Source organism: Nocardia sp. NPDC058499 (assembly GCF_042719915.1).
GTDB lineage: Bacteria > Actinomycetota > Actinomycetes > Mycobacteriales > Mycobacteriaceae > Nocardia.
On the sequence record NZ_JBHXMZ010000003.1, the window covers coordinates 474353 to 486570 of the forward strand.

Here is a 12218-nt window from a genome sequence, read left to right on the forward strand (position 1 = left end):
CGCAATTCCGCACCACCCACACGAGGGGTCACCTGCCTCACCGACGCGAGGCGCCACCTGCGCCACACCGCGAACGCGGCAACCGCCCCCGGCGCGTGACATCAACCGGAGGCGTTCACACGGCCCTGCCCTGGTCGGCGACTACCATGCCGCCGACTCGGCGACGACCCGGGCGGGGTCCGGGTGGGCTCGACACCCGGCCGGCCTGTGAAACGTCGACCCTCCGCACCGCCTTGTCAGGGGTGGTGGCACAGGGGGTAGACTCGCACGGGTCATGCAGCGGGCACTTCTTCTCAGCCGCCGCGACGGGGTCTGATCGGACCGGCTTCCCGTCGCGGGGTTCCGCCGCGCCGGTCGACCCAATTCGGGAAACAATCTCACCCACGGAGAAATCGCATGTCACCCGCTGACGCCTTCGTATCGAGCACGCGCACCATCACCGCGCCCGCCAAGCCCGCGCCCGCCGACCAGCCCGCGTGGAACCAGCAGAAGAACTCGTCCATGCCGGTGTTCCGCTACCGGCCGTTCGCCGAAGAGGTCGAACCCGTCACACTGCCCGACCGGACCTGGCCGGACAAGGTGATCGACCGCGCCCCCGCCTGGTGCGCCGTCGACCTGCGCGACGGTAACCAGGCGCTGATCGACCCGATGAGCCCCGCCCGTAAACGCCGCATGTTCGATCTGCTGGTGCGGATGGGTTACAAGGAGATCGAGGTCGGTTTCCCGTCGGCCAGCCAGACCGATTTCGATTTCGTCCGCGAGATCATCGAAGACGGCGCGATCCCCGACGATGTCACCATCCAGGTGCTCACCCAGTGCCGTCCGGAACTGATCGAGCGGACCTTCGAGGCCTGCGCCGGCGCCGGGAATGTGATCGTGCACTTCTACAACTCGACCTCCATCCTGCAGCGGCGGGTGGTGTTCCGGGCCGATCGCGACGCGGTCCGCAAGATCGCCACCGATGCCGCGCGGTTGTGCCTGGAGGTCGAGCAGCGCTACCCGGACACCAATTGGCGTTACGAATACAGCCCGGAGTCCTACACCGGCACCGAGCTGGAATACGCCAAAGAGGTCTGCGACGCGGTCTCCGAGATCATCGCCCCGACCCCGGACAAACCGCTGATCATCAACCTGCCCGCGACCGTGGAGATGGCGACCCCGAACGTGTACGCCGACTCCATCGAATGGATGCACCGCAACCTGGCGCGGCGCGATTCGATCGTGCTGTCGCTGCATCCGCACAACGACCGGGGCACAGCCGTCGCCGCCGCGGAGCTCGGCTATCAGGCCGGTGCCGACCGGATCGAGGGCTGCCTGTTCGGTAACGGCGAACGCACCGGCAACGTCTGCCTGGTGACCCTGGGGATGAATATGTTCTCCCAGGGTGTGGACCCGCAGATCAACTTCGCCGATATCGACGAGATCCGCCGGACGGTGGAGTACTGCAACCAACTGCCCGTGCACGAACGCCACCCCTACGGCGGCGACCTGGTGTACACGGCGTTCTCCGGCAGCCATCAGGACGCCATCAACAAGGGCCTCGACGCCATGAAGGCCGCCGCGGACGCCGCCGACACAGATGTCGACGATATGTCGTGGGAGGTGCCCTACCTGCCGATCGACCCGAAGGACGTCGGCCGGACCTACGAAGCCGTCATCCGGGTCAACTCGCAGTCCGGTAAGGGCGGTGTGGCCTACATCATGAAGACCGATCACGGCCTGTCGCTGCCGCGCCGGTTGCAGATCGAGTTCTCCCAGGCCGTCCAGCAGATCACCGACGGCGAGGGCGGCGAGGTCACGCCGAAGGAGATGTGGGACGCCTTCGCCGACGAGTACCTGACCCCGATCCGGCCGCTGGAGCGGATGCGGCAGAAGGTGACCGCCTCGGAAACCGACGGCGGTACCGACAGCATTACCGCGGTGGTCAAGGTGGACGGCGTCGAACAGGAGATCTCCGGTAGCGGTAACGGCCCGCTCGCGGCCTTTGTCGACGCCATCGCGGCGGTCGGCTATCAGGTCGAGGTGCTCGACTACTCCGAGCACGCGCTGTCGGCGGGTGACGACGCCCAGGCCGCGGCCTATGTGGAATGCGCGATCGGCGACCGGATCGTCTGGGGTGTGGGTATCGCCACCTCGATCACGACCGCTTCGCTGCGCGCGGTGGTCTCGGCGGTCAACCGGGCCGCCAGGCAATAATCCGAGCTCGTCGGAGCACCCCTCGGCCGCCGCACCCGCATCCGCCGGGTACGGCGGCCGAGGCCGGGAATCCACCGGCGTGCGTTACGCTCCGCACCTGCTAGCGTTGGTGCCGACTCCACGCCGCCGAGCTCTCTGCTCGAAAAACCCGAGCAGATGGGGGAACTGTGACTACTGACGACCACAACCCGACTTCCCAGCCCTGGCCCCCGAGTCAACCGGCAGATACCGCCGGCGGCGGTGAGCCGGAGAAAACACCGCCCACCGATCCGGCGACCGGGTCGCCGTCGGATGCCGACGCGGATTCGCGGGGCAGCGATACCGACAACCCCGCCGCCGCGGCGAACGAGAACGCCGCAGGCAGCGACGCGGAGCCGGCACCCACCGGCAACCTTCAGGACCAGGCACCCGAAGCCGGTGCGCCGGCACCGTGGCCCGCCGATCCCGCTGCCGGCCTGTGGGGTGGACAGAACGGGTTCGCCCCGCCCGCTGCCGACGGCCAGGCCCCGGCCGGTAACGGTGCGGCGCCGAACGATTCGTTCGCACCGCCGGCCCCCGGCGGCCAGTTCACCGCACCCGGCGCCGAATCCTTCGCACCCGGCAGCGGCCAGTTCGCCCAGCCGGACCCGAACCAGTTCGCACCCGGCGGTGGTCAGTTCGCACCGCCGGACCCGAACCAGTTCCAGGCCATGAGCTTCGCTCCGGGCGCCGGCTCGTTCGATCAACCGAACCCGTACCAGGCACCCGGCGGCCCCGGCGGGTTCGAACCGCCGCAGCCCGGTGGATTCCAGGCGCCCGGGCCCGACAGCGGTGCACCGCACGGAAGCGGGCAGTTCGTGCAGCCGAATCAGTTCCCGCCGCCGAACACCGGAGATGCCGGCGGCCAGTTCGCACCGCCCGACGCGAACCAGTTCCAGGCCGGCAACTTCGCCCCGGGCGCCGGCTCGTTCGATCAACCGAACCCGTACCAGGCACCCGGCGGCCCCGGCGGGTTCGAACCGCCGCAACCCGGAGGATTCCAGGCACCCGAGGCCGGCGGCCCGCACAGCAGCGGGCAGTTCGAGCAGCAGCCGGGGTTCCAGGCGCCCGGGCCGGAAAGCGGTGCACCGCACGGCAGCGGGCAGTTCCCGACAGCCGACCCGAACCTCTATCCCGGGCAGCACAACCCGGAGCAGACGCCCTACAGCGCTCCCGGCGCGGGCGGGCCGGGACCGGACGGCGGCCGATTCGACCAGGCCCCGGGCGGTTACGCGCCGACCGGCTTCCCCGAAGCCGGTGCCGTCCCCGGGCCGCAGGGTGAGGCGCCGGGTAGCCCGGACTACGGCTGGGCTCCACCGCCGATGCCGGCCGCGCCGCCCCAGCAGCCGCCGTTCCAGCAGACCCCGCCGCCGGTGGGCAACCCGGCGTCCGGACAGTTCGGTACACCGGACTGGGGTGGCAGCTCTGCACCGCAGGCCGGCGGCGGACAGCAACCCCCGCAGCAGCCGTTCCAGCCGCAGCCGGGCCAACCGCCGCAGGGGCAGTTCCAGCCGCGGCATATGCCCGAACCGGGCCAGCCGGGGCATTCGGTCAACGATCTGGACCTGCTCAAACGTGCGCGTAAGGCACCCCGGGGTGGCTGGCGCCGGGCGGTGCACAAGGTTTCGCGCGGCGTGATCAATCCGGGTGAATCGGCCGCCGATGTCGTCCACCGCGACCTGGTGGGCCGGGTGAACGCCCCGGTGCACGGTGATTTCCGGATCGCGATCCTCTCGCTCAAGGGTGGGGTCGGCAAAACCACCACGACCGTCGGCCTGGGCGCCACCTTCGCCTCGCTGCGTGGCGACCGGGTGATCGCCATCGACGCCAACCCCGACTTGGGTACCCTCGCCCACCGGGTGCCGCGGCAGACCCGCTCCACCGTGCGCAATCTGCTGGAAGACCAGAACATCACCCGGTACTCGGATGTGCGCGCGCATACCTCGCAATCGCCGAGCCGGCTGGAAGTGCTGGCCAGCGAGCAGGATCCGGCGGTTTCCGAGGCGTTCAGCGAGGCCGACTACCGACGCGCGATCGGGATCCTGCAGTCGTTCTACAACATCATCCTGACCGACTGCGGTACCGGGCTGATGCATTCGGCGATGTCCGGGGTGCTCGATATGGCGAGTTCACTCGTTCTGGTGACCTCACCCGCCATCGACGGTGCGCGCAGCGCCTCGGCCACGCTGGATTGGCTGGACTACCACGGGTATTCGCATCTGGTGCGGCAGACGGTGGTCGTGGTGAACGCCTCGCGGCGCGGTTCCACCTCGGTGAATCTGGATCATCTGCGCCGGTTGTTCCTGGACCGCACCCGCGCGGTGCAGGTGGTGCCGTTCGACGATCATCTCGCCGAGGGCGCGGAAATCGATCTGGAGCTGGTGAGCAAACCGACCCGGCTCGCGCTGCTGGAACTGGCCGCGATGGTCGCCGACGATTTCGCCAATGTGGACGGGTATCCGTACGGCAACCGTTACTGACCGGGTGCCGCGGGCGGGGGCTCCGCGGTGGTCCGGCGGGCCGCCGCCGCGAAGGAGTCCAGTACGGCCGCGATGGCCGGGCGGGTGTCGGCGCGCGGCCGGGTGACCAGATCGTAGAGCCGGGCGGCGCGGACGCCGGACAACCGGAGCTGGGACAGACCGGTGTGGGTCACGACGTAGCGCGGCATGAGCGCTACGCCGTAGCCGGCGGCGACCAGGGTTTCGATCATGCGGAAATCGTTGAGCCGCTGAACGATTCGCGGTGCCACACCGGTGACGGTGGCGATCGAGCGCAGGACATCGTCCACCGGGAAACCTCCACGCACACTCAGCCATGCCTCTTCGGCCAGTTCCGCCGGGGTGACCGCGGATTTTCCGGCCAGCGGATGGCCGGGCGGAACGAGCACATCGATGGGTTCACGCATGAGGACCCGCGAGCTGATCCGGGGCCCGGATACCGGGGCGGCACGTTCGTCGCGGTGGGTCAGCACGATGTCGTAATCGGCGAGCAGGCGCGGTGTCTCGGTGGGCGGCACATCCTCGTCACCGGCGACGATGTCCACACCGCTGCCCGCCATGGCCGGAAGGACATGCGGTAGCAGCAGCGCCCCACCGGACGGGAACACCGCCACGCGTACCTGTCCGCGGGGCGAGCCACGGTAGTGGGCCATTTCGGCGACCGCGCGATCGAGTGCGGCCAGCACCTCGTCGGCGCGGACCACGAGGGCGTGGCCCGCATCGGTCAGCCGTACCCGGCGTCCGCTGGGTTCGAGCAGGGTGACCCCCGCCTCCCGGGTGAGCACCTTCAATTGCTGTGATACCGCCGACGGTGTCATCGACAGGGCCGCCGCCACGGCGCCGACCGTGCCGCGATCGGCGAATTCCCGCAGGATACGGAGCCGCTCCACGGATAAGTTCGGACCCGGCGACACCATTAAGCAATTCTAAATCATTCGTCCATAACAATTCGATTGTGCTCATTGTTCAAACATCCCACGATTGAACGGTGACCCCCCGCGACCGCCTCCTCGCCGCGACCGTCGTCCTGCTGTGGGGCGTGAACTTCCTGGCCATCCGGGTAGGGCTCGACCATCTCCCGCCCTTCTTCTTCGCCGCCCTGCGCTTCGCGGTCATCGCGGTGCCCGCACTGCTGTTCATCCCGCGGCCACAGGTGCGATGGCGCTGGATCCTGCTCTACGGCACAGGCTTCGGCATCCTGCAATTCGCGTTCCTGTTCACCGCGATGCGCATCGGGATGCCCACCGGGCTGGCCTCCCTGGTGCTGCAATCCTCCGCGCCGTTCACCGTGGCTCTGGGCGCGCTGCTGCTGCGGGAACGGTTGCGGCCGGTACAGGTCGCCGGGCTGCTCGTCGCGGTGGCGGGCATGGCAGTGATCGGCTGGAATCAGTTCGCGCACGCCGCGCTGCTGCCCGTACTGCTGACGCTGGCCGCCGGATTCGGCTGGGCGCTGGGCAATATCGGGGCACGCCGGGCGAGTGTGGAGGCCCCCGGGGGCAATCCACTGCACCTCACCCTGTGGATCACCACGGTGCCGGTACTGCCGCTGCTGGCGATATCCGCAGTCTGGGAGGGCCCCACGACGGGAGTGGAGGCTCTGCTGGACACCTTCACCGCGGACGGCTGGCCCGCACTGGCAGCCCTCGGCTATACGGCCGTACTGGCGACAGTGGTGGGGTCAGGCCTGTGGACCTACCTGATGAGCCGATACCCGGCGGGGAGCGTTGCGCCGCTATCGCTGCTGGTTCCGGTGGTCGGATTCACCGCGGCATGGATGTTTCTGGGTGAGACGCCCGCGCCGGCGAGCCTGATCGGTGGCGCGGTGGTCATCGCGGGTGCGTTTGCGGCCACCGCGGGCGCCCGCAAACCGGCCGGCTCGCGCCGGGAAGTCCTGGTGTCGGCCGGAGCCGACCCCCTATCGGGTCAGGGCGATCTGGTCGCCCCGGACGTCGCCATACCGGTGCCGGCGCCGGATGCCACCGCGGTCCGGCATGGCGGCGGAGTAAGCGGAGCGATTGCGCCCACGGACTCAGCGCGCCCCGCAGAACACGCGGTCCGGTAGCGCCGGTTCCACTTGCTCGGTGCACCGTGGACAGCGCATCCCGTTAGAGTATGGCGCAATCGCGACAGCAATCCGGATCGAGTAGTGGACACAATGGCACAGCATCGGTGGCCCGCCACGGGTACCGCAACGGTTTCTGATCAGCGGACCAACGGTTTCGGGGTGGTTTCCCGGCGCACCGCGCTCCGGGCGGCGGCCGCCGGAGTCGGCGTCGCGGCTGCGGCGGCACTACCCGTAAGGTCGGCCGGCGCGGCGAAAACCCGGGTTGCGGTGCTGGGCGGCGGGGTCGCCGGACTCACCGCGGCCCACGAACTCGCCGAACGCGGGTACGAAGTCACCGTCTACGAACGCCGGGCACTGGGCGGCAAGGCCCGCAGCATGGGCGTACCCGGCACCGGTAGCGGCGGGCGGCCCGACCTGCCCGGCGAACACGGCTTCCGCTTCTTCCCCGGTTTCTACCAGCACGTCCCCGACACCATGCGCCGGATCCCGTTCGCCGCCAACCGCAACGGCGTATGGGACAACCTGGTGTCGGCGCCCGACGCCCGCTTCTCGCGGGCCGGCGGCGACGATATCCGCGCACCTATGGCAATCGAGGGTCTGTCCACCCTGACCGCCGACGGTATGCGCGAAAGCCTGGCCTCGGCGATCTCCACCATGCTGAAGATGCCGCCCCAGGAAGGACTGTTCTTCGCCAACCGGCTGCTGGTGTTCAACACCAGCAGCGATGCCCGCCGCCTACAACAGTGGGAGCGGACCTCCTGGCTCGATTTCGTGGGCGGCCACGAGCGATCACACGAGTTCCGGGCGCTGATTTCGCGCACGCTGACCAGCCTGCTGGTCGCGGCCAAGGACGAGCTGGCCAGTGTGCGGACCATCGGCACGATGGGTGAGCAGTTCCTCGGCAACCCGCTGCAGATCGGCTTCGACGGGGACCTGGACCGGGTACTCAACGGCCCCACCAACAGCGCCTGGATCGACCCCTGGGTGACGCTGCTGCGCGATCTCGGAGTGCGGTTCGAGATCGGCGCCGAGGTCCGCGGACTCGATATCGCCGACCGGCGGATCACCGGCGCCCGGATCGTCACCGCGAACGGCGGCACTGAAACGGTGACGGCGGATCATTTCGTGGTCGCGCTGCCCGCGGAACGCGCCCGCGACCTGTGGAGCGCCGATATTCTCACCGCCTGGCCCGAGCTGGCGAAGATGAGCCGGCTCTACACCGACTGGATGACCGGAATCCAGTTCTACCTGCGCCGCGGCGCCGCGCTCGGCAGCGGTCACAGTGCCTATATCGACTCGCCCTGGTCGCTCACCTCGATCGCCCAGAACGCTCTCTGGGCGCGCAAACTGCCGGAATACGGCGACGGAACCGTCCAGGACTGCCTCTCGGTGGATATCTCCGACTGGAACACCCCCGGGATCCTCTTCGGCAAAACCGCCAAGGAATGCACCCACGAGGAAATCGCGAAGGAAACATGGGCGCAGATCCTCGCCCACCTCAACGATCGCGAAGAACTACTTCGCGACACCGATCTGCATTCCTGGTTCCTCGACCCGGGCATCACCTGGCATGCCGATCGCGGCGAGAACAGCAACGCCGACCCGCTGCTCATCAACACCGCCGGCTCGTGGGACGCACGCCCCGAACCGCACGGCGGAGTCGAGAACCTCTTCCTGGCCGGCGACTATGTGCGCACGAATATCGACCTGGCGACCATGGAGGGCGCCAACGAATCCGCCCGGGCCGCGGTGAACGCACTGCTCGACGTCACCGGGTCGACCGCACCGCGCTGCCGTACCTACACCCTGTACCGCGCCGTCGAACTGGAGCCGCTGCGCCAGGCCGACGCCGCCGACTTCGCCGCCGGACGCCCGAACCGGTTCGATATCCAGTTCTGAAACCGGACCGCGCCGGTTCTTCGCGCTCTGGGAGCGGACTGTCTCGCCGTTACCGCCCCGCGGACAGGCGGCCTCGGCCGGCGGACCGGGGCCGCCGGCTCGACGATCAGCCGACGATGTGGTCGACGGCCGGTAATCGGCCGGACCGGACAGAGCACTTCCGCCGCGCACATTGTCACCAGGGCGTGAACTCACCCGCGCCGAATGAGAGCGGACGCCGCGGATCATTAGACTGCCCGCGTGGCAGATATCTCGGTGCGCGGGCGAACAGCCCTCAGAGTGGCCGACGCGGCGGCGTGGGCATCACGCAAGGCGGGCCGTGGCAACGGTTCGATGATCGGCGGCCTCCTGGCCCTGCGCATCGATCCCACGATCATGAAGCAACTCGGCCGCGGCAAGCGGACCGTACTGATCACCGGTACCAACGGGAAATCCACCACCACCCGGATGACCACTGCCGCGCTGAGCACCCTCGGCGAGGTCGCCACCCAGGTCGACGGCGCCAATATGGACGCCGGGATCGTCTCGGCGCTCAACGTCCACCGCGATGCGCCGCTGGCCGCTATCGAGGTGGACGAACTACATCTGCCGCATATCACCGATTCGCTGAAACCCGAGGCGGTGGTCCTGCTCAACCTCAGCCGCGACCAGCTGGACCGGGTCGGCGAGATCAATATGATCGAACGCCGGTTGCGTTCGGGGCTGGCCCGGCATCCGGATACCGTCGTCATCGCCAACTGTGACGATGTGCTGATCACCTCGATCGCCTACGACCATCCCAATGTCATCTGGGTCGCGGCGGGCAGCGGCTGGGCGATGGACGCCACCAGCTGCCCGCGCAGCGGGGAACCCATTCTGTGGGAGGGTCCGCACTGGTACAGCACCGGCGCAGATTTCGCTCGGCCACAGCCGGATTGGTGGCTGGACGGCGATAAACTCTGTGGACCCGACGGTGTCCGGCTGCCGTTGCGGCTGGCGCTGCCCGGCCGCGCGAACAGGGGTAACGCCGCGCAGGCCGTGGCGGCCGCCGTGGCCATGGGCGCCGAGGTGGAGCAGGCGTGCGCGGCCACCGGCACCGTGCAGGAGATCGCGGGCCGGTACCGCACCGTGCAGGTCGGCGAGCATGCCGCCCGGCTGCTGCTCGCCAAGAATCCGGCCGGCTGGCAGGAAGCGCTTTCGATGATCGACCACAGCGCGGCCGGCCTGGTGATCGCGGTGAACGGGCAGGTCCCCGACGGGGAGGACCTGTCGTGGCTGTGGGATGTGCGATTCGAGCATTTCGAGGACGTCCAGGTCGTCGCCGCCGGGGAGCGCGCGACCGATCTGGCGGTGCGCCTGACCTACGCCGGGGTCGCGCACACCACCGTGCCGGATCCGGTCCGCGCGATCGCTTCCTGCCCGGCGGGGCAGGTCGAAGTGCTGGCCAATTACACGGCGTTCCGCGATCTGAACCGTGACCTCCGGGAGCGCACCCAATGAGCGATTCGACCGTCCGGATCGGGCTGGTACTGCCCGATGTGATGGGCACCTACGGCGACGGCGGCAACGCGGTGGTGCTGCGGCAGCGGCTGCGGTGGCGCGATATCGACGCCGAAATCGTGGAGATCACCCTGCCCGACCCGGTCCCGGACTCGCTGGACATCTACACCCTCGGCGGCGCCGAGGATTCCGCCCAGCGCCTGGCGACCCGCCACCTGCTGCGCTACCCCGGCCTGCAGACAGCGGCCGGTCGCGGCGCCCCGGTACTGGCCATCTGCGCGGCGATCCAGGTACTCGGCCAGTGGTACGAAACCTCCAGCGGCGAGCGCGTAGAGGGTGTCGGGCTGCTGGACGCCACGACCACCCCGCAACGCACCCGCGCGATCGGCGAGGTGACCACCACACCACTGCTGCCCGGATTGTCCGCCCCGCTCACCGGATTCGAGAACCACCGCGGCGGTACCACCCTGGGCCCCGCTGCCACCGGTCTCGCACGGGTGACCCGCGGCGTCGGCAACGGTGTCGGCGACGGCTTGGAGGGTGTGGTGCAGGGTTCGGTCCTCGGCACCTACATGCACGGGCCCGCCCTGGCCCGAAATCCCGAGCTCGCCGACCACCTGCTCTGCCGGGCCCTGGGCGTGGACGCGCTGCCGCCCTTGGACCTCCCAGAAGTCGAACAACTCCGCCGCGAACGTCTGCGTGTGTGATTACGTCTCCTCCGGCGGGCTGGTCGAGACCTGGTGAACCTGGTGAACGTGGGCACCCAGCCAGAGGTGCGCCTGCAATGTGTGGGTAGATCCATCCGTGGGCGAGCCCGGGTACGCCGGGTAGGCCTTCCGTGGAGGGGCGGGCTGTAATTTTTGGAGCCGCTCTGTAATTTTGGAGCCGCTCCGCGGCTCGAGGGTGGGGCCCTTGGAGGCCCGGTTCTTCACTCCTCCGCTCCTCCGCTTCGCTCCCCCGCTCCGTCGCTCCAGAACCGGGCGGGCCCCACCCTGGGAAAGTGGACCATCCGAAGGGCGAGGGGGCAGGTAGTTGCCTCCGGGGAGGCCGCGAAGGGTTTTTGCAATTGGAGCCGGGGGCGAGACCCGCGCGCGGCGGTGCGCCGTAGACACTGTGTGGGTGAGCTACGACCATATGCTGCTGCCGTCCGGTGTTGCCGCTACGCCTGCCGAGGTGGATGCGTATTTCGCTACGCAGGAAGGGCGGGCGGAAACGGCTGCGGTGGCGGCGCTGGCGACCGAGTTGAACGGCCGAAATGCCGAGCTTCCGGAGGCGGACAGTTTTCTGAGCGCGCCGGTGGGCGGGGTGCCGTACGGGGCGGCACTGCATATCGCCAGCCCTTACGATGCGATCGGTTTCGTCCGGAATCTGGTGTTCGAACTGGCGACCCCGCGCGACTACGCCGTCTACGACCCGCAGCTGACCTGGCTGATCGACCCGGCCGGGCATATCCCCGTCACCGTGACGCACGGAGGCGCGGGCGAATTCCCGTACCTGACCGAACCCCTGGCTCATTTCTGGATTCACGAATTGGCCGACCCGAACCCCTATCTGATCGTGGAACGGGAGCCGCAGGTCTATATCCAGACCTACCGGAATGCGACGCAGGATTTCACCCTCGAATACCGCGACGGCGCTCCCGACCGGCATTTCACCACGCAGGTCGAGGACGCGGATACCGTCGCCGACCTGATCTGGGACTGGACCCGCCGTAACCACGAGCGGCTCGACCGGCTGCCCTGGGAACGACTCGAAATGTAGATGCCGGCAACCTGCGCGACGGTAGGCCGGCAGCCACTACAAACAACAACCCAGCCCCAGCCCTCGATACTGTGCGAGACTCGCGAGAATTCCGCGGCAACCCGAGTGCGGCGTCCCCGGTAACGCCTACAACGGCGTTGTGGCTGATATCGCATACGGCGTACCCGACGAACCCCACACCGAACCGAACGCAACCAACGGCGGCGCCGAGTTCAGCGAGGCCCTGAAAGGTTTTGGCCCGCGTGGTCGTTCAGCACTCGATGCAATGCGGCGCAGCCGCGAGCATCGAGTGCTGAACGACC

Annotated in this window: 8 protein-coding genes; 7 read left to right on the top strand and 1 reads right to left on the bottom strand. The window is 68.8% G+C overall.

Going from position 1 to position 12218, the window contains the following annotated elements; all coding sequences use genetic code 11:
* Nucleotides 1-396 precede the first annotated feature (396 nt).
* Together leuA and ACFWPH_RS12435 are read left to right on the top strand one after the other, a co-directional pair.
* Nucleotides 397-2196, top strand: a complete 1800-nt coding sequence (gene leuA, locus ACFWPH_RS12430; RefSeq protein ID WP_378750261.1) for a 2-isopropylmalate synthase — start codon at nucleotides 397-399, stop codon at nucleotides 2194-2196.
* 167 nt (nucleotides 2197-2363) lie between these two features.
* Complete coding sequence (locus ACFWPH_RS12435) at nucleotides 2364-4694, top strand: AAA family ATPase (protein ID WP_378750263.1); 2331 nt, start codon at nucleotides 2364-2366, stop codon at nucleotides 4692-4694.
* Here the strand turns inward: ACFWPH_RS12435 and ACFWPH_RS12440 are convergent.
* Nucleotides 4688-5629 (bottom strand): LysR family transcriptional regulator, encoded by a 942-nt coding sequence (locus ACFWPH_RS12440; RefSeq protein WP_280417878.1) that lies wholly within the window; start codon nucleotides 5627-5629, stop codon nucleotides 4688-4690. The genes ACFWPH_RS12435 and ACFWPH_RS12440 overlap by 7 nt on opposite strands.
* A 71-nt stretch (nucleotides 5630-5700) precedes the next feature.
* Here ACFWPH_RS12440 and ACFWPH_RS12445 point away from each other — a divergent pair, with 71 nt between their 5' ends.
* From ACFWPH_RS12445 to ACFWPH_RS12465, 5 genes are all read left to right on the top strand, one after another.
* Nucleotides 5701-6774, top strand: a complete 1074-nt coding sequence (locus ACFWPH_RS12445) for an EamA family transporter (protein WP_378750266.1) — start codon at nucleotides 5701-5703, stop codon at nucleotides 6772-6774.
* Nucleotides 6775-6867: 93 nt separating this feature from the next.
* On the top strand, nucleotides 6868-8676 hold the full coding sequence (locus tag ACFWPH_RS12450) for an FAD-dependent oxidoreductase (protein ID WP_378750268.1): 1809 nt from the start codon (nucleotides 6868-6870) through the stop codon (nucleotides 8674-8676).
* A gap of 240 nt (nucleotides 8677-8916) precedes the next feature.
* Nucleotides 8917-10155, top strand: coding sequence for a MurT ligase domain-containing protein (locus ACFWPH_RS12455; RefSeq protein WP_378750270.1), 1239 nt, complete (start codon nucleotides 8917-8919; stop codon nucleotides 10153-10155).
* Complete coding sequence (locus ACFWPH_RS12460) at nucleotides 10152-10862, top strand: type 1 glutamine amidotransferase (protein WP_378750272.1); 711 nt, start codon at nucleotides 10152-10154, stop codon at nucleotides 10860-10862. The genes ACFWPH_RS12455 and ACFWPH_RS12460 overlap by 4 nt, the downstream gene beginning before the upstream one ends.
* Nucleotides 10863-11274: 412 nt before the next feature.
* Nucleotides 11275-11916, top strand: coding sequence for a hypothetical protein (locus ACFWPH_RS12465; RefSeq protein ID WP_378750274.1), 642 nt, complete (start codon nucleotides 11275-11277; stop codon nucleotides 11914-11916).
* Nucleotides 11917-12218: the final 302 nt, after the last annotated feature.

What these genes read in the sequence shown, in the direction of transcription:
- leuA (WP_378750261.1), top strand. Translation starts at nt 397, where the DNA reads ATGTCACCCGCTGACGCCTTCGTATCGAGCACGCGCACCATCACCGCG.
- ACFWPH_RS12440 (WP_280417878.1), bottom strand. Translation starts at nt 5,629, where the DNA reads ATGGTGTCGCCGGGTCCGAACTTATCCGTGGAGCGGCTCCGTATCCTG.
- ACFWPH_RS12450 (WP_378750268.1), top strand. Translation starts at nt 6,868, where the DNA reads ATGGCACAGCATCGGTGGCCCGCCACGGGTACCGCAACGGTTTCTGAT.
- ACFWPH_RS12460 (WP_378750272.1), top strand. Translation starts at nt 10,152, where the DNA reads ATGAGCGATTCGACCGTCCGGATCGGGCTGGTACTGCCCGATGTGATG.